Origin of the sequence: Roseococcus sp. YIM B11640, from assembly GCF_049727625.1 — a bacterium.
GTDB lineage: Bacteria > Pseudomonadota > Alphaproteobacteria > Acetobacterales > Acetobacteraceae > Roseococcus.
Genome location: NZ_JBBJOZ010000003.1, coordinates 277306 through 300961, shown reverse-complemented (window position 1 = coordinate 300961; position 23656 = coordinate 277306). Strand labels below are relative to the sequence as shown.

At 69.1% G+C, this 23656-nt stretch carries 22 protein-coding genes and 1 riboswitch; of the genes, 9 read left to right on the top strand and 13 right to left on the bottom strand.

The features are described 5' to 3' along the window. Positions 1 to 37 precede the first annotated feature (37 nt). Both shc and WJM96_RS15335 read left to right on the top strand, forming a co-directional pair. Entirely contained in the window at positions 38 to 2035 is a 1998-nt protein-coding gene (gene shc / locus WJM96_RS15340) for a squalene--hopene cyclase (RefSeq protein WP_424813605.1), read from the top strand. A gap of 7 nt (positions 2036 to 2042) precedes the next feature. Then, positions 2043 to 3215 carry an NAD(P)/FAD-dependent oxidoreductase gene (locus tag WJM96_RS15335; protein ID WP_424813390.1) on the top strand — a complete coding sequence of 391 codons (1173 nt, stop codon included), beginning with the start codon at positions 2043 to 2045 and terminating at the stop codon, positions 3213 to 3215. A 112-nt stretch (positions 3216 to 3327) separates the two neighbouring features. Here the strand turns inward: WJM96_RS15335 and WJM96_RS15330 are convergent, their stop codons facing one another. The 6 genes from WJM96_RS15330 to WJM96_RS15305 all read right to left on the bottom strand — a co-directional run bounded on the left by WJM96_RS15330 (position 3328) and on the right by WJM96_RS15305 (position 8316). Further along, positions 3328 to 4251, bottom strand: coding sequence for a homoserine O-succinyltransferase (locus WJM96_RS15330; RefSeq protein WP_424813389.1), 924 nt, complete (start codon positions 4249 to 4251; stop codon positions 3328 to 3330). A gap of 48 nt (positions 4252 to 4299) precedes the next feature. After that, positions 4300 to 4411: riboswitch (SAM-I-IV-variant riboswitch) on the bottom strand. Between the two features lie 43 nt (positions 4412 to 4454). Then, on the bottom strand, positions 4455 to 4898 hold the full coding sequence (locus tag WJM96_RS15325; protein ID WP_424813388.1) for a DUF488 family protein: 444 nt from the start codon (positions 4896 to 4898) through the stop codon (positions 4455 to 4457). 79 nt (positions 4899 to 4977) lie between these two features. After that, complete coding sequence (gene proC / locus WJM96_RS15320; RefSeq protein WP_424813387.1) at positions 4978 to 5790, bottom strand: pyrroline-5-carboxylate reductase; 813 nt, start codon at positions 5788 to 5790, stop codon at positions 4978 to 4980. A gap of 170 nt (positions 5791 to 5960) precedes the next feature. After that, positions 5961 to 6467: a YbjN domain-containing protein gene (locus WJM96_RS15315; protein ID WP_424813386.1), complete on the bottom strand. Its 507-nt coding sequence runs from the start codon at positions 6465 to 6467 to the stop codon at positions 5961 to 5963. Positions 6468 to 6691: 224 nt separating this feature from the next. Then, positions 6692 to 7036 (bottom strand): DMT family protein, encoded by a 345-nt coding sequence (locus WJM96_RS15310; protein ID WP_424813385.1) that lies wholly within the window; start codon positions 7034 to 7036, stop codon positions 6692 to 6694. Beyond that, positions 7033 to 8316: an AmpG family muropeptide MFS transporter gene (locus tag WJM96_RS15305; protein ID WP_424813384.1), complete on the bottom strand. Its 1284-nt coding sequence runs from the start codon at positions 8314 to 8316 to the stop codon at positions 7033 to 7035. The genes WJM96_RS15310 and WJM96_RS15305 overlap by 4 nt, the downstream gene beginning before the upstream one ends. Before the next feature lie 47 nt (positions 8317 to 8363). Between WJM96_RS15305 and WJM96_RS15300 the strand changes: the two genes are divergently transcribed. The 6 genes from WJM96_RS15300 (at position 8364) to WJM96_RS15275 (ending at position 15401) form a co-directional block, all read left to right on the top strand. After that, the gene (locus WJM96_RS15300; protein ID WP_424813383.1) at positions 8364 to 8999 is read left to right on the top strand and encodes a histidine phosphatase family protein; all 636 of its coding nucleotides are present in this window, start codon (positions 8364 to 8366) and stop codon (positions 8997 to 8999) included. 128 nt (positions 9000 to 9127) lie between these two features. After that, positions 9128 to 10207: an ABC transporter permease gene (locus WJM96_RS15295; RefSeq protein WP_424813382.1), complete on the top strand. Its 1080-nt coding sequence runs from the start codon at positions 9128 to 9130 to the stop codon at positions 10205 to 10207. Position 10208: 1 nt separating this feature from the next. Further along, complete coding sequence (locus WJM96_RS15290; RefSeq protein ID WP_424813381.1) at positions 10209 to 11348, top strand: ABC transporter permease; 1140 nt, start codon at positions 10209 to 10211, stop codon at positions 11346 to 11348. Then, complete coding sequence (locus tag WJM96_RS15285; protein WP_424813380.1) at positions 11341 to 12354, top strand: ABC transporter ATP-binding protein; 1014 nt, start codon at positions 11341 to 11343, stop codon at positions 12352 to 12354. Before WJM96_RS15290 ends, WJM96_RS15285 begins: the two co-directional genes overlap by 8 nt. Continuing rightward, the gene (locus tag WJM96_RS15280; protein WP_424813379.1) at positions 12351 to 13349 is read left to right on the top strand and encodes an ABC transporter ATP-binding protein; all 999 of its coding nucleotides are present in this window, start codon (positions 12351 to 12353) and stop codon (positions 13347 to 13349) included. Before WJM96_RS15285 ends, WJM96_RS15280 begins: the two co-directional genes overlap by 4 nt. Before the next feature lie 27 nt (positions 13350 to 13376). Beyond that, positions 13377 to 15401: an ABC transporter substrate-binding protein gene (locus tag WJM96_RS15275; RefSeq protein ID WP_424813378.1), complete on the top strand. Its 2025-nt coding sequence runs from the start codon at positions 13377 to 13379 to the stop codon at positions 15399 to 15401. Between the two features lie 57 nt (positions 15402 to 15458). On the opposite strand, the gene WJM96_RS15270 is transcribed toward WJM96_RS15275, so the two are convergent. From WJM96_RS15270 to cyoA, 7 genes are read right to left on the bottom strand one after another with little or no spacing between them, the layout of a single operon-like run. Further along, positions 15459 to 15992, bottom strand: coding sequence for a response regulator transcription factor (locus WJM96_RS15270; RefSeq protein WP_424813377.1), 534 nt, complete (start codon positions 15990 to 15992; stop codon positions 15459 to 15461). Continuing rightward, on the bottom strand, positions 15989 to 17302 hold the full coding sequence (locus WJM96_RS15265) for an ATP-binding protein (protein WP_424813376.1): 1314 nt from the start codon (positions 17300 to 17302) through the stop codon (positions 15989 to 15991). Before WJM96_RS15265 ends, WJM96_RS15270 begins: the two co-directional genes overlap by 4 nt. After that, positions 17299 to 18018, bottom strand: coding sequence for an SURF1 family protein (locus WJM96_RS15260; protein ID WP_424813375.1), 720 nt, complete (start codon positions 18016 to 18018; stop codon positions 17299 to 17301). The genes WJM96_RS15265 and WJM96_RS15260 overlap by 4 nt, the downstream gene beginning before the upstream one ends. Continuing rightward, a complete protein-coding gene (gene cyoD / locus WJM96_RS15255) occupies positions 18015 to 18380 on the bottom strand; it encodes a cytochrome o ubiquinol oxidase subunit IV (RefSeq protein ID WP_424813374.1) in 366 nt (121 codons plus the stop codon). Before cyoD ends, WJM96_RS15260 begins: the two co-directional genes overlap by 4 nt. Next, a complete protein-coding gene (cyoC, locus tag WJM96_RS15250) occupies positions 18377 to 19009 on the bottom strand; it encodes a cytochrome o ubiquinol oxidase subunit III (protein ID WP_424813373.1) in 633 nt (210 codons plus the stop codon). Before cyoC ends, cyoD begins: the two co-directional genes overlap by 4 nt. A gap of 7 nt (positions 19010 to 19016) precedes the next feature. Beyond that, positions 19017 to 20990, bottom strand: a complete 1974-nt coding sequence (cyoB, locus tag WJM96_RS15245) for a cytochrome o ubiquinol oxidase subunit I (protein ID WP_424813604.1) — start codon at positions 20988 to 20990, stop codon at positions 19017 to 19019. A 44-nt stretch (positions 20991 to 21034) separates the two neighbouring features. Next, on the bottom strand, positions 21035 to 22210 hold the full coding sequence (gene cyoA, locus WJM96_RS15240; RefSeq protein WP_424813372.1) for a ubiquinol oxidase subunit II: 1176 nt from the start codon (positions 22208 to 22210) through the stop codon (positions 21035 to 21037). A gap of 124 nt (positions 22211 to 22334) precedes the next feature. Here cyoA and WJM96_RS15235 point away from each other — a divergent pair, with 124 nt between their 5' ends. Next, complete coding sequence (locus tag WJM96_RS15235; protein ID WP_424813371.1) at positions 22335 to 23639, top strand: MFS transporter; 1305 nt, start codon at positions 22335 to 22337, stop codon at positions 23637 to 23639. Positions 23640 to 23656 lie beyond the last annotated feature (17 nt).

Genomic DNA, 23656 nt, shown 5'->3' with positions numbered 1-23656 from the left:
GGTTGTCCCCTGTGGTAAAGGGTTCGTTGCGTTGAATATCCAGTCCGGTCAGCAAGCGAGCGCGGGCGAGGTGCCCGGCCTGGACACCGAGATGCTCGAGCGGGCCGTGCATGCTGCCTCCCGCAACCTGCTGTCGCGCCAGCGTCCCGACGGGCATTGGGTCTTCGAACTGGAGGCGGATGCGACCATCCCCTCCGAATACGTCATGCTCCATCACTTCTTCGGCCGCCGCCAGCCGGAGCGCGAGGCGCGCATCGGCCGCTACCTGCGTCGCGTCCAGGCCGACCAGTTCGGCAATTGCGCCGGGGGCTGGCCGCTCTTCCATGGCGGGCCGCTCGACATCTCCTGCTCGGTGAAGGCCTATTTCGCGCTGAAGATGATCGGCGATTCCGCCGACGCGCCGCACATGCAGGCCGCCCGCCGCGCCATCCTGGCGGCCGGCGGCGCCGAGCGCAGCAACGTCTTCACCCGCGCGACGCTGGCGCTCTTCGGCGCCGTGCCGTGGCGGGCCGTGCCGATGATGCCGCCCGAGATCATGCTGCTGCCCAAGTGGTTCCCCTTCCACGTCAGCAAGATCAGCTACTGGGCCCGCACCGTGCTGGTGCCGCTGACCGTGGTCATCGAGCGCCGGCCCCAGGCGCAGAACCCGACCGGCGCCTCGGTTCAGGAGCTCTTCGTCACCCCGCCCGACCAGGTGAAGGAATGGGCCGGCGGCATGCATCAGCAGGAGCCCTGGGCCACCATCTTCAAGGGCCTCGACGCGGCGCTGCACCGTGCGCGCAAGCTCTTCCCCCGCACCCACCGCATGCGGGCCGAGGCTGCCTGCGAGCGCTTCGTCACGGAGCGGCTGAACGGCGAGGACGGGCTCGGCGCCATCTACCCCGCCATGGCCAATGCCGTGATGATGTACCACTGCCTGGGTGTGGCCGAGGACGACCCGCGTCTCGTCACCGCCTGGGCCTCCATCGAGAAGCTGGTGCAGGAACGTGACGACGAGACCTACGTCCAGCCCTGCCTCTCGCCCGTCTGGGACACCGCGCTCTCCAGCCACGCGCTGCTGGAGGCCGGCGGCGAAGCCGAGCGCGCCTCCGTCGCGCGGGGCCTCGACTGGCTGCTGACCAAGGAGATCAAGGACGTGCAGGGCGACTGGGCCTGGCAGCGTCCGAACCTCAAGCCCGCCGGCTGGGCCTTCCAGTACGAGAACGCCCACTACCCCGACGTGGACGACACGGCCGTCGTGGTGCTGGCCATGGACCGCTTCCGCCGCGAGACGGGCGAAGGCGCGCAGTATGCCGGGGCCGCGGCGCGCGCCACGGAGTGGACCGAGGGCATGCAGTCGCGCGGCGGCGGCTGGGGCGCCTTCGACGCCGACAACACCTTCCACTACCTGAACCACATCCCCTTCGCCGACCACGGCGCGCTGCTGGACCCGCCGACGGCCGACGTCTCGGGCCGCTGCCTCGCCATGCTGGCGCAGCTCGGCAAGGGCGAGGAAGCGACGGCCAAGGCCGCGATCGAGTACCTGCTGCGCGAGCAGGAGGCCGATGGCTCCTGGTACGGGCGTTGGGGCGTGAACTATGTCTACGGCACCTGGTCCGCTCTCACGGCGCTGAACGCCGCCGGGCTCTCGCACGGCCACCAGGCGATGCGGCGCGCGGTGGCGTGGCTGGTAGCCAACCAGAACGAAGATGGCGGCTGGGGCGAGGATGGCATGAGCTATCCCTCGCGCGGCGGCACCCGCCCGGACGGGCATGAGCGTGTCGCCTCCTCCGCCAGCCAGACGGCCTGGGCTATCCTGGGCCTCATGGCGGCCGGCGAGGCCGATCACCCGGCCGTGCAGCGCGGTGCCGAATGGCTCATGCGCAACCAGCAGGACGATGGCGACTGGGCCGAGGAGGATTATACCGGCACCGGTTTCCCGCGCGTCTTCTACCTGCGCTACCACGGCTATCGCCGCATCTTCCCGCTCTGGGCGCTGGCGCGGCTGCGGAACCTCCGCGCCTCGAACAGCCGGCGGGTCGGCGTCGGGCTCTGACCTCGTCATGAGGTACGACGCGCTGGTGCTGGGCGCTGGCGCGGCGGGCCTGATGTGCGCCATCCGCGCCGGGCAGCGGGGCCGCCGCGTCCTGCTGCTGGACCATGCCGAGGCCGCGGGGAAGAAGATCCTCATCTCCGGCGGCGGGCGCTGCAACTTCAGCAATCTCGACGTGCGGCCGGAGCGCTTCCTCTCCGCCAACCCGCATTTCGCGCGATCCGCCCTCGCGCGCTACACCGCGCGCGACTTCCTCGCGCTGATCGAGCGGCACCGCATCGCCTGGCACGAGAAGACGCTGGGCCAGCTCTTCTGCGACGGATCGGCGCGGCAGGTGGTCGCCATGCTGCTCACCGAGGCCGCGGCGGCGGGCGTGGAGGTGCGGCTCGACACGCGCGTCACCGATATCTCGCGCGACACGGAATTCGCGGTCGTAACCAGCGCCGGCACCTTCCGCGCGGAATCGCTGGTGCTGGCGACCGGGGGCCTCTCCATCCCCAAGATGGGCGCCACCGGCTTCGCGCATGATGTCGCGAAGCGCTTCGGCCTCGGCCTCGTCGAGCGGCGGCCCGGCCTGGTGCCGCTGACCTTCGGCGGCGAGGATCTCGCGCTGATGCAGCCGCTCTCCGGCGTCGCGCTGCCCATCGTCGCGCAATGCGGCAAGGCACGCTTTCCGGAGGCGATGCTGTTCACGCATCGCGGCCTCTCGGGGCCGGCCATCCTGCAGATCAGCTCCTACTGGCGCGAGGGCATGGCGATCCGGCTCGACCTGCTGCCCGGGCAGGATGCCGCCGAGTGGCTCCTCGCCGCCAAGCGTGCCCGCCCCCGCGCCGAGCCGCGCACCATCCTGGGCGAGCGCCTACCCACGCGCCTCGCCCAGGCCCTGGCCGAGCGGCATCTGCCCGGCACGCGCATGGCGGATGTGACGGACCGCGCGCTCAACGCGCTGGCCGCGCTGCTCAAGGGCTGGGAGCTGCGTCCCTCCGGCACCGAGGGCTATGCCAAGGCCGAGGTGATGCTGGGCGGCGTGGACACGGCCGCGCTGTCGCAGAAGGACATGAGTGCGAAATCGGTACCCGGCCTCTTCGTGATCGGCGAGGCGGTGGACGTGACCGGCTGGCTCGGCGGCTACAATTTCCAATGGGCCTGGTCGAGCGGCTGGGCCGCCGGCGAAGCCTGCTGAGTTCGCCTTACTATCTTACCATCTTACTACCTTACTCATGCGCGCACGAAAAAACGCCCGGGGCGGACCCCGGGCGTTGATGTGCCGACACTACCCCGAACCTACGGGAAAATCAAGATTTCCGGCCGATCTCCCGCAGATCGAAGGGCGTCGTCTGGTAGAGCTGGTTGATCCAGTTGCCGAAGAGCAGGTGCGCGTGGCTGCGCCAGTGGTTCTGCGGCTTCTTCGTGGGATCGTCGCCAGGGAAGTAGCCCACCGGCACGGCGATCGGCTTCCCCGCCGCAACGTCGCGCGCGTATTCCTCGCCGAGCGAGCTGGAATCATACTCGATGTGGTTGAACATGTGCAGCGCGCGGTGTGCCGGATCGTCCAGCAGGCAGAGGCCGGCCTCCTCCGAATCCATCAGCACGCTCATGCCGCTGCCCGCCGGAATGTCCTCCCGCCGCACCTCCGTCCAACGGGAGACGGGGATGCCGAAATCGTCGGAGAAGCCGCGCAGATAGGGAGAGGCCGGCGCCAGGTTGCGGTGGCGGTGCACGCCGAAGGCCTTCGCCTTGAGCGCGTGCTTCGGCATGCCGTGGAAATGGTGCACCGCCGCCTGCGCGCCCCAGCAGACATTGAAGCAGCCGTGCACATGGGTCTGCGTCCAGTCGAAAATCCGGCGCAGCTCGTCCCAATAGGTCACCTGCTCGAAGGGCATGGTCTCGAGCGGCGCGCCGGTGATGATGAAGCCGTCGAAGCGCTCGGCCCGTACGTCCTCCCAATCGCGGTAGAAGGAGATGATGTGCTCGCTCGGCGTGTTGCGGGCGACGTGATTGGTGATCTTCACGAGCGTCAGCTCGACCTGGAGCGGCGTCGCACCCAGCAGGCGGGCGAACTGCGTCTCGGTCCGCATCTTGTCGGGCATCAGGTTGAGCAGCCCGATCCGCATCGGGCGGATGTCCTGGCGCATGGCATCGGCGTCGCGCATGACCATCACGCCCTCGGCCTCGAGCGTGGCGCGTGCAGGCAGATCGTCAGGAACCTTGATCGGCATAGAGCCCAAACACCCTCCCCAGTCAGGAGCGGGACGGACGCTATGTGGCTGGACCCGTTGGATTGCCGGTTCGGCCACATCCTCCCCCGTTCGGGGGAGCGCCACCTTGCCCGGGAGAGCAGGTTGGCGTCGGGCGTCGGCCCAACTCTTGATGTGGCGGCGTTGGTAAGGGGGGCCGTGCCGTTTTGCAAGCCGGTTGGGGGCTAGAGGTGCGTGACCTTCAGCTCCCCGCCCCAATGCTCGTTCAGATAGTCCACCACCAGCCGCCGGTGGCAGCGCTCGGCGGTCGGTTCGGAGCAAAGCAGGCAGCCGCCCGCGAAGAAGGAGGGCTTGAGCTCGCGCTCGATCCTCCGCTCCTTCATCAGTGCGCGGAAACCGCGCTCGAAGACCTTCCAATCGCCCTTGTCCGTCTTGAAGAACTTCATCAGCTCCTCGGTGGGGGCGAGTTCCGGCGCATGGACATAGCCGGTGCCGTTGATGGTCCTCAGGAACCAGGCGAGATCATCCGATTTCGCGAAGCCCGCCAGCTGCGAGGTGTTGTGCAGCCGCACGTCGATCACCCGCTTCACCTGGGCGCCGCCGAGGCGCTCGAAGAAGCGCTCGGCGGTGGTCCTGGTGAAGCCGATGGTCGCGAGGGCGACAGTCATGCTCACATCCCCGCGGCTATCCGCGCGGCCGATTCACCGCTCCGGCGTTGCCGCCCTCGCGGATCGGGCGCGGCCTGGATCATCCCGCGGCAAGCTCCCGCGAGCGGGCGGTCGCGGCCTCGATGGCCTCCTCCATCAGGGCCGGCCAGGCCTCGGGGCGCATGAGCACGGCCAACGCACGCTCTGTCGTGCCCTTGGGGCTGGTGACGTTGACGCGCAGCGTGGACGCATCCTCTGTGCTGGCCGCCAGCAGCGCGCCGGAGCCCGAGACCGTGGCCCGCGCCATTCGGCGGGCGAGATCCGGCGGGAGCCCCTGCGAGATCGCGGCCTTCTCCATCACCTCGGCCAGCAGGAAGACATAGGCCGGGCCGCCGCCCGAGACGGCGGTGACGGGGTCGATCAGCTTCTCGTCATCCACCCAGGCGGCCTCGCCGATGGCAGACAGCAGCTTGTCCGCCAGTTCGCGCTGGGCGGGCGTGACGCCCGGCCCCGCGAAGCCGACCGTGAAGCCAAGGCGCACGGCGGCCGGCGTATTGGGCATGGCGCGCACAACATGCGCGTCGCCGCCGAGGAGCGAGCGCATCACCGCGACCGTCTTGCCCGCCATGATGGAGACAAAGACCGTCGCGGGCCGGACGAAATGCGCGAGCGCGGGCAGCGCGTTCGGCGCCTCCTGCGGCTTGGTGGCGAGGATGACGGCGCCGGGGACGAAATCGGCCGGGATCTCGGCAATGGAGGCCACGTGGCGGACGCGGCCAGCAAAAGCCGCGACCGAGCCGGCATAGGGTTCGACCACCACGGTTTCCGGCGGCAGCCCCTGCTCCAGCCACCCGGCCAGCATGGCGCCGCCCATCTTGCCGCAGCCGATGAGAAGGAGGGGAGGAAGCGACATGCGTGAATCCTGGCGAGTGGTTTCGCGCAGTCTAGCGGCTCCCACGCCGCAAGGGAGTCCTGCGTCCCTCGCCCGGCCGGTTCGAGGCCGCCACGGTGGCCGACATCACCGCCGCGGCCCTTTTCCTGGTAACCCCAGGTGGCGGATCCGCCACCTGGAGCGGCTTGGGCCTAGGCCTCGCCCACGCAATCCAGCATGGCGGCGTCCAGCGCCTCGCCGGGCGCCTTTCCACCCCAGAGGACGAACTGGAAGGCGGGGAAGAAGCGCTCGCACTCGGTGACGGCGATATCGACCATGTCCTCCAGCGATTCGGCCGAGGCGCCCGGGGCGCCGCGCAGCAGCACGGCATGGCGGAAGACGGGGACGCCCTCGTCGGATTCCAGGCCGAAATGACCGATCCAGAGGCGCTCATTCGCCATGGCGAGCAGTTCGAAGAGCGGGCCGCGCCGATGGTCGGGGACCTTCACGTCGAAGGCGCAGGAGAAATGCATGGCGCTGATCTCGGGCGCCCAGGAGAAGAAGAGGGTGTAGTTGCACCACTTGCCGGGGGCTTCCGCCGCCATCTCGCCGTCGGAGCGGCGTTCGAACATCCAGTCGTTCGCGATCAGGATCTGTTCCAGGACGTCGAGTGGGTTGGTTGACCTGTCTTCGGCAACCTCTGCCAGCATTCCGGACATGTGGCACTCCCCTATGAGCCCGGTTGGGTGCGCGAGCCATGTCCCGGGCGGACCCGGCTCACGAGTGGCGGGGCCATGCCCCAGCTCGGCGTAGCGACCCGCGGACCTCCCCCAAGGCCCAGGGATTGGGGTTCGCTTCGCGATTCACCACCACTGGTAGGCTATGGCAGTCGAATCCCGCGCCGCAAGTCCCGCAGATGCGAAGAAGCTGTGAATAAGTCCGATCAATCCACGGGCAGAAAGATGAACACCACCGCCATGATCAGGCACCCCATTGCGGCAAAGTAAGTCCAGCGAAGCTGCTCGCCGAGGAAGGTGACGCTGAAGACGGCGAAGACGCCCAGTGTAATAACCTCCTGCATCACTTTCAGTTGCTGGCCCGTGAAGGTGCCATAGCCGATCCGGTTGGCGGGCACGGCCAGGCAATACTCGAAGAAGGCGATGCCCCAGCTCACCAGCACGGCGACCCAGAGCGGCCAGGAAGGCGCCTTGAGGTGCCCGTACCAGGCGAAGGTCATCAGGATGTTGCTGCCGATGAGCAGCAGGGGCGTGAGCCAGAGGGCGTTCATGTCTCGGGGACCGGCACCAGTTGTTCGGCGGGGACTCTGGGCGGGGGCGGCAGGCGCTTCAGCAGCCAGAGCATGATGCAGAGGGCGGGCAGCGCGGCCGCCGTGGTCAGCAGGAAGAAGCTGCGCCAGCCCAGCCATTCGGCCAGCTGCCCGGACCATCCGCCCAGGAAGCGCAGCGGCACCGCCGCCAGCGAGGAGAGAAGTGCGTATTGCGTGGCGCTGAAGGCCCGGTTGGTGAGGGCCGTGAGGTAGGTGACGAAGGCCGCGTCCGCTAGCCCGTCCGTGAAGTTCTCGACCCCGACCTGGGCGTAAAGCATCCCCATGTCCCGGCCCGTGGAATAGAGCGCCACGTACATGAGGTTCGAGAGCATCTGCGCCAGCCCCGTGATCACCAGCGCCCGCCCCGTGCCGATGCGGGAGACGAACCAGCCCCCCGCCAGCACGCCGCCCAGCGTCATGAACAGGCCGAAGACGCTGCCCACCGCCGCGACCTCGCCGCGCGAGAAGCCGATCTCCCGGTAGAAGGGTGCCGTCATGATGCCGGCCAGCGCCTCGCCCAGCTTGAACAGGCCGACGAAAAGCAGGATCGCCAGCCAGTAGCGGCGCTTCATGAAGTCGGCGAAGGGGTCGATGACGGCGGTGCGGACGCGCCGGGCCCAGCCCATCGGCTCGGCCGGGGCCGCCGCCGCGGGCTCGGGGGCGAAAAGGACCGCGACGAAGCCAATGGCGACCAGCGCGGCGCAATAAGCGAAGGCACCGGACCAGCCGATGGTGCCGACCAGCGCCAGCCCCCCGCCGCTGGCGGCCAGCAGCGCGAAGCGATAGCCCCAGACGTAGCAGGCGAAGCCGTAGCCCTGCTGTTCCTCCTCCAGGATCTCGATGCGGTAGGCATCGACCACGATGTCCTGGCTGGCCGAAAGGAAGGCCACCAGGACCGCCACCCCCGCCGTCAGCGCAGCGGATCTCGCGGGGTCGGTGAGGCCCAGCGCCAGGATGGCCAGGATCAGCGGCGGCTGGATGGACGCGAGCCAGCCACGCCGCCGCCCGAGCCGTCGGAACATCGGCGGGGCCGCATGGTCGATGACGGGCGACCAGAGGAATTTCAGCGAATAGGAAAGCCCGATCAGCGCCGTGAACCCGATGGCGGCCAGCGATATCCCGGATTCCGAGAACCACTGGCGCAGCACGAAGCCCGTGAGCGGCAGGGGGACGCCGGCGGCGAAGCCCAGCGCGAGCATGACGAGGAAGCGGCGTTCGCGCAGCAGCGATACGATCGGCATGCCCCATGGCTATCAGGCGAGGCGCCGCGCCGCTACACGCTTGGGGCATGGACGTCACACGCTTCACCCTGGTCCGCCACGCGCTGGTGGAGGTTTCGGCCCGGGCCGTCATCTACGGCAGCATGGATGTGCCCCTTTGCGACACGACCGTGCAGGGCGAGGCCGACCTCTACCGCTGGCTGGCCGCCCGCCTGCCCCGCCCGGCCCATTGGGTCGCGACCTCGCTGGTCCGCACCCAGGCAACGGCGGCCGCCATCTTCGCCGCCGGCTACCCCGACCAGGAGCTGCAGCTCGAACCCGCCCTGGCCGAGCAGTCGATGGGCGAGTGGCAGGGCGCCACGCATGACGATTTCGCCACCTATCTCAGCCTGCCCCCGCATCCCTTCTGGCCCCACGCGGCGGCCGAGCGCCCGCCGGGTGGCGAGAGCTTCGACGACCTCCGCGACCGGGTCGCGCCGGTGATGGAGCGTCTGGCGCGGGATTTCGTGGGGCAGGACGTCGTGATCGTCGCCCATGGCGGGAGCATCCGCGCGGCGCTGGCCCACGCGCTGCGGCTGGACGCGCACCAGGCGCTGCATTTCTCGATCAAGAACCTCTCGGTCACGCGGCTCGAAAAGCACGGGCCCGACTGGCGCGTGGGCAACGTGAACGAGGAGCCCTGGGTGATGCCGGACGTCCTCTAACCCGGTGCGGCCCCAACGCCTCGCAGATCGTGCCGAAGCGTTCTCCTGCCCACATCTCCCTGCCTTGTCACTGAGCTGAACGCACGGGACGGGTTTCGACGACGACCCCCGCTTGCCTGTCGTCGCATGTGACGATCTACTGCCTCATGGACACGCGGCGGCATCGACCGTCGCGGCCGGAGGAACAACGTCGTGACGTCGCCAGGCCCCGCACGCCCATGGTGATCTATCTGCTGCGCAGGCTCGGCCTCGCGCTCATCACCTGCGTCTTCATCTCCATCTTCACCTTCGTGATCATCCGGCTGCCGCCGGGCGATTTCGTGGATGCCTACATCGCCAACCTCGCCGCCAGCGGCAGCTCGGTTTCCGCCGACCAGGCCGAGGCGATGCGCAAGGAATACGGGCTCGACCGTCCGGTGGTGGTGCAATACGGCATCTGGATGGGCCGCGTGCTCAACGGCGATTTCGGCGTCTCCATGGTTTGGCGCCGGCCGGTGACGGAGGTGATCGGCGACCGGCTCTGGCTCACCATGGCCGTCTCCGTCTCGGCGCTGTTCCTCACCTGGATGATCGCGCTGCCGATCGGCATCTACTCGGCGATGCGGCAGTACTCCATCGGCGACTACATCTTCACGACGCTGGGCTTCATCGGGCTGGCGATCCCGAATTTCCTGCTCGCGCTGATCCTGATGTATCTCGGCTTCCGCTATCTCGGGCTGAATGTCGGCGGGCTGTTCTCGGCGGAATACGCGCAGGCGGAGTGGAGCTGGGCGCGCGCCTGGGACCTCATCAAGCACCTGCCCCTGCCCGCCGCCGTGCTGGCCATGGCGGGCACCGCGCAGCTCATCCGCATCATGCGCGCCAACCTGCTGGACGAACTGCGGAAGCCCTATGTCGTCACCGCCCGAGCCAAGGGCCTGACCGAGCGCCGCGCCGTGCTGAAATACCCGGTGCGCGCGGCACTCAATCCCTTCGCGAGCTCGCTGGCCTATCTGTTCCCCTACCTCGTCTCGGGCAGCATCATCGTCTCGCTGGTGCTGGGCCTGCCGACAGTGGGGCCGCTGCTGCTGCAGGCGCTGGTCGCGCAGGACATGTTCCTCGCCGGCGCCATCGTGCTGCTGCTGGGGGTGATGACCGTCATCGGCACGCTGATCTCGGACATGCTGCTCATGTGGATCGATCCGCGCATCCGCCTGGAGGGCCGCTGAAATGAGCGCCGCCGTCGATACCCAGGCACCGCTGGACGCCAAGGCCGCCGCGGCCGAGGCGCGCTACGCCCAGGCCACGCAGCTGCAGCTCACCTGGTGGCGCTTCCGCAAGCACAAGCTGGCGCTGGCCAGCATGGTGGTGATCGTCCTCTTCTACATGGTCGCCATCTTCGCCGACTTCCTGGCGACGACCGACCCGCAGGCCACCGATGCCCGGCGCAGCTTCATCCCGCCGCAGGGCATCCACTTCTTCGACGACAGCGGCTTCAACCCGCATGTCTACGGCCTGCGCGGCGTGCGCAACCCGCGCACCTTCCAGCTGAGCTACGCGCCCGATCCCTCGCGCAAGCTGCCGGTCCGGCTCTTCGTGCGCGGCTACACCTACAACCTCTTCGGCTTCATCGAGACGGACCGCCATCTCTTCGGCGTGGAAGGCGCGCGGCCGGGCGAGAGCATCTTCCTCCTCGGCACGGACCAGCTGGGGCGAGACCTCTTCTCGCGCATCATGGTGGCGACGCGCGTCTCGCTCTCCATCGGCCTGGCGGGCGTGATGCTGAGCCTCTTCCTCGGCGTGCTGCTGGGGGGCATATCCGGCCTCTATGGCGGCTGGGTGGACCTGGTGATCCAGAGGATCATCGAGGTCTTGCGATCCGTGCCGACCATCCCGCTCTGGATGGGGCTCGCCGCCGCCCTGCCCCGCACCTGGAGCGTGATCCAGGTCTATTTCGCCATCACCCTGATCATCTCGCTGATCGGCTGGACGGACCTCGCCCGCGTCGTGCGCGGCCGGTTCCTGGCGCTCCGCGAGGAGGATTTCGTGGTGGCGGCCGAGCTCTCGGGCGCGAGCCAGGGGCGGATCATCTTCCGCCACATGCTGCCCTCCTTCACGAGCCACATCATCGCGGCCACCAGCCTCGCGCTGCCGGCCATGATCATCAGCGAGACGTCGCTGAGCTTCCTGGGCCTGGGCCTGCGGCCGCCGGCGGTCAGCTGGGGAATCCTGCTGCAGGACGCGCAGAACATCCAGGTCCTCTCGGGCGCGCCCTGGCTGCTGATCCCGGCCATCCCGGTGACGCTGGTCATCCTGGCCTTCAACTTCCTGGGCGACGGCCTGCGCGACGCGGCGGATCCCTATGGTTGACCGCACGGCACTCGCCATCCGCGACCTCGCGGTGGAATTCGTCTCCGAACAGGGCGTCGTGCGCGCGCTGGACGGGGTGAGCTTCGATCTCCACGCCGGGCGCACGCTCGGCGTCGTGGGGGAGAGCGGCTGCGGCAAGTCCGTCACCGCGCGCTCCATCCTGCGCATCGTCGACCGGCCGGGCCGCATCACCGCCGGGCGGATGCTGCTGGACCCCGGCACGCCGCGCGAGGTCGACCTGGCGCAGCTCGATCCGGAATCCAAGGAGATGCGCGGGGTGCGCGGCGGCCGCGTGGGCCTCATCTTCCAGGAGCCCATGACCGCGCTCAGCGTGCACTACACGGTGGGCAACCAGATCATGGAGGCCGTGCTCCAGCACGCCGACATCTCCAAGGCCGAAGCCAGGAACCGCGCCATAGAATTGCTGCGCGAGGTCGGGATCCCGCGGCCGGAGACGCGCATCTCCGCCTATCCCTTCGAGCTTTCGGGCGGCCTGCGCCAGCGCGTGGGCATCGCCATGGCACTCGCCGGCGACCCCGAGATCGTCATCGCGGACGAGCCGACCACCGCGCTCGACGTCACGACCCAGGCGCAGATCCTCGACCTGCTGCGGCGGCTGCAGGAGGAGAAGAACATCGCGCTCATGCTCATCACGCACGACATGGGGGTGATCGCGGAAATGGCGGACGAGGTGGCCGTCATGTATCTCGGCCGCGTCGTGGAGTTCGCGCCGGTGAAGGAGGTCTTCGCCGCGCCGCGCCACCCCTACACCCGGGCCTTGCTGCGCGCAGTGCCGAGCATCCTGGCCACGCCGCGCCAGCGCCTCTCCACCATCGGCGGCGCGGTGCCGCATCCGGGCGCGCGGCCCACGGGCTGCCCCTTCCACCCCCGCTGCACCGAGCAGCTGGGCGCGCTCTGCACGGAACAGACCCCGAGGCCGGTCCCGCCCGGCCAGGCGGGTGCGGCCTGCTTCAAGGTGGACCAGAACGAAATGGCCGCGGAATGAATCTCCTCGAAGTCCAGGACCTGAAGAAGCATTACCCGATCCGCGCCGGGCTCCTGCGGCGCGAGGTCGGGCGCGTGCGCGCGGTGGACGGCGTGAGCTTCCATATCGCCCAGGGCGAGACGCTGGCCCTGGTCGGCGAGAGCGGCTGCGGCAAGACCACGGTCTCGCGCTGCATCCTGCGCGCGCTGACCGTGACGTCCGGCTCCATCCGCTTCGCCACCAGCGAGAGCGAGACGGTGGACCTGGCCACTCTGCCCAAGCGCCAGGTGCGGCCGCTGCGCCGTCATATCCAGATGATCTTCCAGGACCCCTACGCGTCCCTGAACCCGCGCATGATGGTCGGCGACATCATCGCCGAGCCGCTGAAGGTCAACGGCGTCCCCGCCGCCGAGCGGCGCGACCGCGTCTCCGAGCTGCTGGAGCTGGTGCAGATGCCGCAGAGCGCGCGCATCCGCTTCCCGCACGCCTTCTCCGGCGGGCAGCGGCAGCGGGTGGGCATCGCGCGCGCGCTGGCGCTGAACCCGCGGCTGGTCGTGGCCGATGAGCCCGTCTCGGCGCTCGACGTCTCGGTGCAGGCGCAGATCATCAACCTGCTGTTGGACCTGCAGGACCGGCTCGGCCTCTCCATGCTCTTCGTGGCGCATGACCTCAGCGTGGTGCGCCATGTCAGCGATCGCGTCGCGGTGATGTATGTGGGCCGCATCGTCGAGGTCGCGCCGACCGACGCGCTCTACCGCGCGCCGCTCCACCCCTATACCGAGGCGCTGCTGGCCGCCGTCCCCGCGCCCGACCCGGAACGGCGCGGCCGCCGACGCGTGGCGCAGGGCGAGGTGGCCGACCCCGCCAACCCACCGCCCGGCTGCGCCTTCCATCCCCGCTGCCCCTATGCCGTCGACCGCTGCCGCGTGGAACGGCCGGAGCTGACGCCGCTGGCCTCGGGACGATACGTGAGCTGCCATCGCGCCGCCGAGCTGGAACTGGCCGGCGTCCGCTGAACAACGGGAAGAACAGGGAGAAACGCCATGCGTCGAAGGGAATTCGGGGCCATCGCCCTCACCGGGATCGCCGGCGCGGCGGCCGCGCAGACCACCGGCGGCTTCCATGATTCCGGCCTGATCGGCCGGCTGGAAGGCCCGCAGCTCATCACCGACGAGGCCCGCCGCCCCCGCCAGTTCAAGGAAGCCCCGATGCTGGCCGAGCAGGTCCGCGCCGGCCGCCTGCCGCCCGTGGACCAGCGCCTGCCGCAGGACGTCATGGTCATCCAGCCCCTGCGCAGCGTGGGCAAGTATGGCGGCACCTGGCGCCGCGGCTTCATCGGCCCGGGCGACAGCGAGAACGGCAACCGCATCATGTCGGGCGACAAGCCGCTCTTCTTCGATGCGGCCGGCACGGAGCTCATGCCCTGCCTCGCCCGCGGCTACGAGGTGAGCGAGGACGGCCGCCGCACCACGCTCTTCCTGCGGCGCGGGCTGAAATGGTCGGACGGCTCGCCGCACACCGCCGACGACTGGCTCTTCTACTTCAACGACATCTACGCCAATCGCGACCTCGTCCCCTCGCCCGCGCCGGAGCTTTCGGCCAATGGCAAGCCGGGGCGGATGGTGAAGGTGGACGACTACACCGTCGCCTTCGAGTTCGACGATCCCTACTTCCTCTTCCCTCAACTGCTGGCCGGCGACACGCTGATCGGCGGCGGCAACACGCGGCAGCAGTCGCAGGGGCAGAGCTACGGCATCTACGCGCCCATGGCCTATCTCAAGGCCTTCCTGCCGAAATACACGCCGATGGAGCAGCTCACGGCGCAGGCGCGGCAGGCGGGCTTCGGCAATTGGGTGGAGCATTTCAAGTTCCGCTCCGACTGGCGCCTGAACCGCGACCTGCCGACGCTCGCGGCCTGGCGGATGGTGCAGCCGATCAACACCCAGCTCTGGGTGCTGGAGCGCAATCCCTACTTCTACGCGGTGGATACCGAGGGCCAGCAGCTGCCCTACATCGACCGCGTGCAGATGACGCTGGCCGAGAACCCCGAGGTCATCAACCTGCGCGCCATCGCGGGCGAATACGACTACCAGGAGCGCTTCATCGACCTCGGCAAGCTGCCGGTCATCATCGAGAACCAGCAGCGCAGCCGCTACAAGGTGCATCTGGACCCGGGCTTCAACGGCGCGGATTCCGTGCTCTTCCCGACCATCACCTATACCGAGGACCGCGAGATCGGCGACCTGCTGCGCAAGGTGGAGTTCCGCCGCGCCCTCGCCCTCGGCATCGATCGCGAGCAGCTGAACGAAGCCTTCTGGCTCGGCCTCGGCACGCCCGGCTCCGTGGTGCCGGATGAGAGCCTGCCGGAGAATCCCGGGCCCGAATGGCGGCGGAAATGGTCGGTGCTCGACATCCCGCAGGCCAACCGGCTGCTCGACGGCATCGGCCTGCAGCGCAAGGATCGCGAGGGCTTCCGCCTGCGCCGCGACAACGGCCAGCGCCTGCGCATCGAGATCGCGGTGGGGCAGACGCTCTCGCCCACCTGGCCGCAGCAGGCGGAGATGATCGCGCAGCACTGGCGGCAGATCGGCATCGCCACCGACGTGAAGGTGATGGAGCGCAGCCTCTGGTACACGCGCGCCTATACCGACCAGCACCAGATCGCGCTCTGGACCAACAACGGCACGGAGAGCCTCTATCTCTATCCGCGCTACACCCTGCCGGTGGACCCGATCGGCGCCGTCATCAGCAATGTCTATTCGCACTGGTACGCGTCGAACGGGCAGCGCGGCGAGGCGCCGTCCGACCCGCATCTGCTGCGCGCCTTCCAGCTGATGCGCGCCGCGACCAGCCAGCGCCAGGCGGAGCGCAACGAGACGGCGAAGGAGGTCTGGCGCATCGCGGTCGACCAGCAATGGGGCATCGGGCTCGTGGGCCTCTCGCCCGCCTTCATGGGCGTGCGGGTGGTGAGCGACCGGTTGGAGAACGTGCCGGCGCGCACCGGCATCTCGCAACATTGCCGCACGCCCTGGGGCGCGCATCCGGAGCAGTGGTACTTCAAGAGTTGACCCAGGCGTGAGCGGCTGCCTCACCCCTTCGGCGATGCCGCCGAGGGGGGCCAGGCGCTAGCGCAGCTGCCGCTTCTCCAATTTCCGAGCGAGTGTCCGGCGGTGCATGCCCAGCCGCCGGGCCGCCTCGGAGATGTTGAAGTCCGTCTCCACCAGCGCCTGGTGGATATGCTCCCACTCGACGGTCTTGAGGCTCGACTGGCGGCCATCCAGAGGCACGGCCGGGTCGCCCTCGCGCCGCTCGAAGGCGGCCTCGATGTCGTCCGTGTTGGAGGGCTTGGCGAGGTAGTAGGAGGCGCCGAGCTTGATCGCCTCCACCGTGGTCGCGATGCTCGCGAAGCCGGTGAGCACCACGATGGGCATGGTGGCGCTGGTCGCACGCAGCGCCTGAACGCAGCTGAGGCCCGAGGCGCCGCCGAGCTTGAGGTCCACCACCGCATAGCCCGGCCGGTGCTCCTTGAGCAGCGCCTGGAGCTCCTCCAGGCTCGCCGCCGTCAGCACCGCATAGCCGCGCCGCTCGAAGGAGCGCTTGAGCGTTCGCGCGAAGACCGCGTCATCCTCGACGATGACCAGGAGCCTTCCCTCCGTCATCGCGGCACCTCCCCCGCATAGGCGATGGCGTCGAGCGGCAGGAAAAGGCGGACCAGCGCGCCGCCTTCCTCGCGGTTCCGGGCCTCGGCGCCGCCGCCCAGCTTGCGCAGCACGTTCACCAGCAGGAAGAGGCCAAGCCCCCCGCCCGGCCGCGCCTTGCTGGAGCGGTAGGGCTGGCCGAAGGAGGCCAGCATCTCCGGCGTGAAGCCCGGCCCCTGGTCGGCGATCTCGAGCACCAGGGAATCCTCCTCGCGGCTCGCGGTGACGCCGATCCAGCGCGGCGAGACCTCGGCGGCGTTGTCGATGACATTGCCGATGACCTGCTTGAGCGCCGCATCGGAGACGATGGGAAGGTCCTCGCCCAGCTGGTCGCTGTACTGGAGGCTGCCCGGCAGCCGCATGGAGCGCCAGTCGGACACGATGTCGTCCAGGAAGCGGCGCAGCGTCGTCACGCGCGGCCCCTCGCCGCGCGCCTCGCCGGCGGACATCAGGATGCCGCCGACGATCGCCTTGCAGCGCGCGACCTCCGCCTGCATGTCCGTGACGTCCTGCGCGAGGTCCTGGTCCTCGACGACGCGCGGCATGCGCTGCCAGTCGCCCAGGATGACGGAGAGCGAGGAAAGTGGCGTGCCGAGCTCATGCGCCGCGCCCGAGGCCAGGAGGCCCATGCGGATGATGTGGTTCTCCTCCGCCGCCTGCTGCCGTGCCCGCGCCAGGGCCGCGTCGCTCTCGCGCAGGTTGGCGCTGATGCGCGTCACGAAGGCCACCAGCAGGACGGCGATGAGCGCGAAGCAGACGAGGCCGCCCTGGATGTAGAGGGCCAGCGGATCGGCCCGGTGGCGCTCATGCAGGTCCAGCGGGACGTAGTCCACCGCGAGCCAGGCGAGCGCCAGGCCCGCCGCGCCCACCATGATCCAGCCGGAGGGCTGCTTCAGCAGCATCGCCCCCAGCACGACCTGCAGCAGGAAGAGCGAGGCGAAGGGATTGGCGAGGCCGCCGGTCTGGTGAAGCTGCCAGGCGAGCGCCGCGACATCCAGCAGCAGGGCCGCCGTCAGCTCCGTATTGCTGACGCCCGAGCGGCGACGAACCATGGCGAGGCTGACGAGGTTCACCGCCACGAGAAGGACCGGCACCGGCAGCAGGGCGCCCAGCGGCAGGCGCACATCGAGCAGCCCCTGCACCACGGCGATGGTCACGAGCTGCCCGCCCACCGCGATCCAGCGCAGCAGGATCAGCAGCCGCATGTTGCGGCGCCCGGCCTCGGCCTCCGGCGAGGCGGCGGCGCTTCGCGTGGTCTCCTCGGGGATCACGCCGCCATCCTCTCCCCGCCCCGGCGATGGCGGAGGACGATGATACCGCCCGCGCCCGCCATGAAGGCCAGGCTGAACCAGGTCAGCGCATAGACGAGGTGGTTATCGTGGAAGCGCAGCACGGTCAGGCCGCCGGCCGGGTAGGTTCCCGGTATGCCCTCGACGTCGATGAAGAAGGGCGCGGCGTCGGCCAGGTCCCGGGCCGCCGCGATGGCCGCGACGTCGCGCGAGTACCAGTTGCCGGCCGCGGGATCGTTGGAGCGCAGGAAACCGCCGCCCGGCTCCGTGATCCGCAGCAGCCCCGTGACGCGCACCGGGTCCGTGGAGGCCGGCCGGGACGCCGGGTCCCGCCGCTCTGGCGGCACGAAGCCGCGATTGACCAGGACGGTGCCGCCAGCGGTCTCGAGCGGCGTCATGACCCAGTAGCCGCTGCCCAGCGCCGTGGTGGCGCGGACCAGGACCTCGCGGTCATGCCGGAAGCGCCCCTCGGCCTCGACGCGGCGATAGGCGTCCCGGGCGGCGGTGACGAGCGGCCATTCGGCGCGGGCCGGCAGGGCGGCGGGCGCGGCATGGGCGCGCGCCTCGACGCCCGCGATCAGCGCATGCTTCCACTCGCGCCGCTGGAGCTGCCAGACGCCGAGCGCCAGGAAGGCCACCACCGCCAGGAGCGCGCCCCCGCCGGCGAATGCCGGGACGAGGACGCGGCGTGCTGTCACGGCAGCATGCCCGGATCGTGCGGCATGGGCATCATGTTGGTGTTCAGGTGGTACATCACCCACAGCGACCCCGTCATGACGATCGCGACCACGATGATCGTGAAGATCAGCGCGATCATGTTCCAGCCGCCTTCGGAGCGGCCGTTCATATGGAGAAAGTACACCATATGAACCACGATCTGCACCACCGCGAAGCCCATGACGGCCATGCCGGTCACGCCGTCCGGGAAAGGCTTCGCCATGACGAGCCAGAATGGGATCGCCGTCAGAACGACCGACAAGCCGAAGCCGATCAGGTAGTCCCGCAGGGTGCCATGGGCACCGCCACCATGGGTGGCATCATGGGTCGCATCATGGCTCATCGCAGGACACCCATCAGGTAGACGAAGCTGAAGACACCGATCCAGATGACGTCCAGGAAGTGCCAGAAGAGACTGAGGCACATCAGGCGCCGCTGGTTGGCCGGGATCAGCCCGTGGCGGCCGACCTGCACGACCAGCGTCACCAGCCAGATCAGGCCGAAGGTGACGTGCAGCCCGTGCGTTCCCACCAGCGTGAAGAAGGCCGAGAGGAAGGCGCTGCGCTGCGGCGTGGCGCCGATATGGATCAGGTGGTGGAACTCGTAAAGCTCGATGCCCAGGAAGGCCGCGCCGAACAGCCCCGTGACCACCAGCCAGCCCCGCGTCGCCCCCACCTTCCCCGCCTGCATCGACAGCATGGCGAAGCCATAGGTGATGGAGGAGAAGAGCAGCATGGCCGTGTTGACCGCGACCAGCGGCAGATCGAACAGATCGCGCCCCGAGGGGCCGGCGGCGTAGCTGCCGCTCAGCACCGCGAAGGTGGCGAAGAGGATCGCGAAGATGAGGCAGTCGCTCATCAGGTAGATCCAGAAGCCCAGCATGGTGCTGCCGCCTTCCGGATGGTCGTGCTCGTGCAGGTCGTAGAAGCGGCCGGGGCCGGTGACTGCCGCGCTGTGGGCGTTGGTGTCCATGGTCAGGTCACTCCGCCGCCGCCAGCGCGCGCGTGCGCGCGGCCTCGGTCGCGGCCACCGTCTCGGCGGGAATGTGGAAGTCGCGATGGTAGTTGAAGGTATGCGCGATGGCCGCGGCGATCACCGCCAGCAGCGTCGCCGCCGCCAGCCACCAGATGTGCCAGACCAGCGCGAAGCCGCAGAGCGTGCTGAGCGCGGCGAGGATGACGCCGGCGGCCGTGTTGCTCGGCATGTGGATGGGCCGGAAGCCGGAGAGCACGCGCTCATGGCCGTTCCGCTTCATGTCCTGCCAGGCGTCGAGCTCGCGCACGATGGGCGTGAAGGCGAAGTTGTAGTCCGGCGGCGGCGAGGAGGTGGCCCACTCCAGCGTGCGGCCGGCCCAGGGATCGCCCGTCTCGTCGCGCAGCTCGGCGCGCTTCCAGATGCTGACCGCGAACTGCACCAGCATGGCCGCGATGCCCACCGCGATGAGGCCCGCGCCGATGCCCGCGATCACGAACCATATCTGCAGGGACGGATCGTCGAAGACCCGCATGCGTCGCGTGACGCCCATCAGGCCGAGCACGTAGAGCGGCATGAAGGCGAGCCAGAAGCCCACGATCCAGCACCAGAAGGAGACCTTGCCCCAGAAGACATCGAGCTTGAAGCCGAAGGCCTTGGGGAACCAGTAGTTGATCGCGGCGAAGAGGCCGAAGAGCACGCCGCCGATGATCACGTTGTGGAAATGCGCGATCAGGAAGAGCGAGTTGTGCAGCACGAAGTCGGCCGGCGGCACCGCGAGCAGCACGCCCGTCATGCCGCCGACGACGAAGGTCAGCATGAAGGCGACGGTCCACATCATCGGCAGCTCGAACCGGATGCGGCCGCGGTACATGGTGAAGAGCCAGTTGAAGAGCTTCGCGCCCGTGGGGATGGAGATCACCATGGTGGTGATGCCGAAGAAGCTGTTGACGCTGGCGCCCGAGCCCATGGTGAAGAAGTGGTGCAGCCAGACCAGGTAGGAGAGGATGGTGATCACCACGGTCGCGTAGACCATGGAGGTGTAGCCGAAGAGCCGCTTGCCCGAGAAGGTCGAGGTCACCTCGGAGAACACCCCGAAGAGCGGCAGGATCAGGATGTAGACCTCCGGATGGCCCCAGATCCAGATGAGGTTCACGTACATCATCGGGTTGCCGCCGAAGTCGTTCGTGAAGAAGGCCGTGCCGGCATAGCGGTCGAGGCTGAGCAGCGCGAGCACCGCCGTCAGCACCGGGAAGGAGGCGACGATGAGCACGTTGGTGCAGAGCGAGGTCCAGGTGAAGACCGGCATCCGCATCAGCGTCATCCCCGGCGCCCGCATCTTCACGATGGTGACGAGCAGGTTGATGCCTGACAGCGTTGTCCCTACGCCGGCCACCTGCAGCGCCCATATGTAGTAGTCCACCCCGACATCGGGGCTGTAGGCGAGGCCGGAGAGCGGCGGATAGGCGAGCCAGCCGGTGCGCGCGAACTCGCCGACGAAGAGCGAGAGCATCACCAGCACGGCGCCGCCCGCCGTCATCCAGAAGCTGAAATTGTTCAGGAAGGGAAAGGACACGTCGCGCGCGCCGATCTGCAGCGGCACGACATAGTTCATGATCCCGGTGACGAGCGGCATCGCCACGAAGAAGATCATGATCACGCCATGCGCCGTGAAGATCTGGTCGTAGTGATGCGCGTTCAGGTAGCCCTCGGACCCGCCGAAGGCGAGCGCCTGCTGCAGGCGCATCATGATGGCGTCGGCAAAGCCGCGCAGCAGCATCACGAGGCCGAGCACCATGTACATGATGCCGATCTTCTTGTGGTCCACGCTCGTGAACCACTCCTTCCAGAGATAGCCCCAGAGGCGGAAATAGGTCAGCAGCGCCACCGCCGCGATGCCGCCGAGCGCGACGGCGCCGAAGGTCGCGACCAGAATGGGCTCGTGCAGCGGGAGCGCTTCGAGGGTCAGGCGCCCGAAGATCGGGCTCGTGGCAACAGTTCCGGCGGACATGGCGGTTCCCGCGTTCAGGATCGGGGCAGCGGCACGGCGTCATGGCCGGCCACGGGGGTGGAGCGCGCCGGGCCGGGGGGCGCGAGCCCGGCCCCGGTCAGCGGCGCCGAGCTCACGGGCGCGGCAAAGGGCCGCTCGGGGCTCGGCACCGGGATGGTGCAGATGGAGGTGACGAAGCTGCGGTCGGGCAGCGGCATGCGGCCACGCGCGCCGTGGCGGTCATAGGCCAGGCGCTGCTGGACCTGGCCGATTCCCGCGACGCCGAGGCCGCCGCGCGCGTCGATCGCCATCATGTCGTGCATGCACATCTTGCCCGGCTCGACGCACATGTTGACGATCGCGTCGAAGAGCGTCGGGTCCACCGAGGAATAGCGCCGCGGCGGCACGTTCTCGCTCGGGCGTTCCAGCGCCAGGAAGGTGGCGCGGTCCATCGCGCCCTCGCTGAGGCGCACCTGGCCGACCCAGGCCGCGAAGTCGGGCTCGGACAGGCCGTGGAAGCGGAAGCGCATGCCCGAGAAGCCGGCGCCGCTGTAGTTGGCCGAGAAGCCCTGGTACTCGCCGACATGGTTGATGACGGCGTGGAGCTTCGTCTCCATGCCGGGCATGGCGTAGATCTGCCCGGCCAGCGCGGGGATGTAGAAGGAGTTCATCACCGAGGTGGCGGAGATGCGGAAGCGGATCGGCCGGTCCACCGGCGCCGCCAGCTCGTTCACCGTCGCGATGCCGTATTCCGGCATGATGAAGAGCCACTTCCAGTCCATGGCGACGACATTCACCTCCAGCGGGCGGATATCCTCGGCCACCGGCGTGCCGGGCGCGGTGCGGTCCAGCGGGCGGAAGGGATCCAGCAGGTGCGTCCCCGCCCAGGTCAGCGCGCCCAGGCAGATGATGATGACCAGCGGCGCGGCCCAGATCACGAGCTCGAGGCCCGTGGAGTGGTCCCAGTCGGGATCGTAGCGGGAGGCCGTGTTGGCCGCCCGGTAGCGCCAGGCGAAGAAGACGGTCAGCGCCATCACCGGCACGATGATGAGCAGCATCAGGACCGTGGAGATCATCACCAGGTTGCCCTGGCGCTGCGCCACATCGCCCGCCGGGCTCAGTACGATGAGGTTGCACCCCCCCAGCAGCGCGGGCAGAGCCATGAGCATCGCCAGGCGCAACGCCTGAAGCGGTCGGAGGAGCCTTCTCATGGCGCCGCGATAGCTCCGGGCCGCGGGGCGGGACATAGGACATTTTGTCCAATCCCCTCCGGCGCCGCCCGGGTCCATGGAACGCCCCGGCGGCCCCCGAAGACCAGAGACAGAGCGCGAGCTGATGACGACACAGACCGTGAGCGACGATTCCCTCCCGCACACGCACCACCCGGTCTCCCCGGCCGAGATCGCGATCGGCGTGGTCATCGGCCGGACATCGGAGTTCTTCGACTTCTTCGTCTATGCCATCGCGTCGGTGCTGGTCTTCCCGAAGCTCGTCTTCCCCTACACCGACGCGCTGACCGGCACGCTCTACTCCTTCGCGATCTTCGTGCTCGCCTTCCTGGCGCGCCCGGTGGGCACCGTGTTCTTCATGGCCATCGACCGCGCCTATGGGCGGGGCACGAAGCTCACCACGGCGCTGTTCCTGCTGGGCGGCTCCACGGCTGCCATCGCCTTCCTGCCGGGCCATGCGGCCATCGGCCATGCCTCCGCGATCCTGCTGGCCGTCTTCCGCATGGGCCAGGGCTTCGCGCTGGGCGGCACGTGGGACGGCCTGGCCTCGCTGCTCGCGCTCAACGCGCCGCAGCACAAGCGCGGCTGGTTCGCGATGATCCCGCAGCTCGGCGCCCCGCTCGGCCTCATCGTCGCGAGCCTGCTCTTCGCCTACTTCACCACCATCCTTTCCTCGGCCGATTTCCTCGACTGGGGCTGGCGCTATCCGTTCTTCGTCGCCTTCGCGATCAACGTCGTCGCGCTCTTCGCGCGGCTGCGCATCGTGGTGACGCCGGAATACACCCGCCTCTTCGAGACCGGCGCGCTGCGCCCCGCCCCGGTCGGCCAGACGCTGCGCGCGGAGTGGCGCACCATCGCGACCGGCGCCCTCGCCCCGCTCGCGAGCTTCGCCATGTTCCACATGGTCACCGTCTTCCCGCTCTCCTGGGTCTTTCTCTTCACGCCCGAGCGCCCGGCGGGCTTCCTGGTGATCGAGGCCGTCGCCGCCTCGCTCGGCGTCGTGGCCATCGTCGTCTCGGGCCGGATCGCGGACCGCATCGGCCGGCGCCGGCTGCTCGGCCTGTCCGCGGTCGCCATCGCGGTGTTCAGCGGCTTCGCGCCGCAACTCCTCGACGGCGGCCCCATTGGCGAGACCGTGTTCATGCTGCTGGGCTTCGTGCTGCTGGGCGTGTCCTTCGGGCAGTCCTCGGGCGCGCTGTCCTCCAGCTTCTCCCCGAAGCACCGCTATACCGGCTCGGCCCTCACCTCGGATCTCGCCTGGCTGTTCGGCGCGGGCTTCGCGCCGCTGGTGGCGCTGCTGCTCTCCAGCCAGTTCGGGCTGGCGTCGTCGGGCGCCTACCTGCTCTCGGGTGCGGCGGCCACGCTGGGCGCGCTGTGGCTCAACCGCGAGGTGGCCAGGACCATCGAGTAGGTCCTGGCCCGGCGCGG

What these genes read in the sequence shown, in the direction of transcription:
- WJM96_RS15335 (WP_424813390.1), top strand. Translation starts at nt 2,043, where the DNA reads ATGAGGTACGACGCGCTGGTGCTGGGCGCTGGCGCGGCGGGCCTGATG.
- WJM96_RS15330 (WP_424813389.1), bottom strand. Translation starts at nt 4,251, where the DNA reads ATGCCGATCAAGGTTCCTGACGATCTGCCTGCACGCGCCACGCTCGAG.
- WJM96_RS15325 (WP_424813388.1), bottom strand. Translation starts at nt 4,898, where the DNA reads ATGACTGTCGCCCTCGCGACCATCGGCTTCACCAGGACCACCGCCGAG.
- proC (WP_424813387.1), bottom strand. Translation starts at nt 5,790, where the DNA reads ATGTCGCTTCCTCCCCTCCTTCTCATCGGCTGCGGCAAGATGGGCGGC.
- WJM96_RS15315 (WP_424813386.1), bottom strand. Translation starts at nt 6,467, where the DNA reads ATGTCCGGAATGCTGGCAGAGGTTGCCGAAGACAGGTCAACCAACCCA.
- WJM96_RS15310 (WP_424813385.1), bottom strand. Translation starts at nt 7,036, where the DNA reads ATGAACGCCCTCTGGCTCACGCCCCTGCTGCTCATCGGCAGCAACATC.
- WJM96_RS15305 (WP_424813384.1), bottom strand. Translation starts at nt 8,316, where the DNA reads ATGCCGATCGTATCGCTGCTGCGCGAACGCCGCTTCCTCGTCATGCTC.
- WJM96_RS15300 (WP_424813383.1), top strand. Translation starts at nt 8,364, where the DNA reads ATGGACGTCACACGCTTCACCCTGGTCCGCCACGCGCTGGTGGAGGTT.
- WJM96_RS15290 (WP_424813381.1), top strand. Translation starts at nt 10,209, where the DNA reads ATGAGCGCCGCCGTCGATACCCAGGCACCGCTGGACGCCAAGGCCGCC.
- WJM96_RS15285 (WP_424813380.1), top strand. Translation starts at nt 11,341, where the DNA reads ATGGTTGACCGCACGGCACTCGCCATCCGCGACCTCGCGGTGGAATTC.
- WJM96_RS15280 (WP_424813379.1), top strand. Translation starts at nt 12,351, where the DNA reads ATGAATCTCCTCGAAGTCCAGGACCTGAAGAAGCATTACCCGATCCGC.
- WJM96_RS15275 (WP_424813378.1), top strand. Translation starts at nt 13,377, where the DNA reads ATGCGTCGAAGGGAATTCGGGGCCATCGCCCTCACCGGGATCGCCGGC.
- WJM96_RS15270 (WP_424813377.1), bottom strand. Translation starts at nt 15,992, where the DNA reads ATGACGGAGGGAAGGCTCCTGGTCATCGTCGAGGATGACGCGGTCTTC.
- cyoD (WP_424813374.1), bottom strand. Translation starts at nt 18,380, where the DNA reads ATGAGCCATGATGCGACCCATGATGCCACCCATGGTGGCGGTGCCCAT.
- cyoC (WP_424813373.1), bottom strand. Translation starts at nt 19,009, where the DNA reads ATGGACACCAACGCCCACAGCGCGGCAGTCACCGGCCCCGGCCGCTTC.
- cyoA (WP_424813372.1), bottom strand. Translation starts at nt 22,210, where the DNA reads ATGAGAAGGCTCCTCCGACCGCTTCAGGCGTTGCGCCTGGCGATGCTC.
- WJM96_RS15235 (WP_424813371.1), top strand. Translation starts at nt 22,335, where the DNA reads ATGACGACACAGACCGTGAGCGACGATTCCCTCCCGCACACGCACCAC.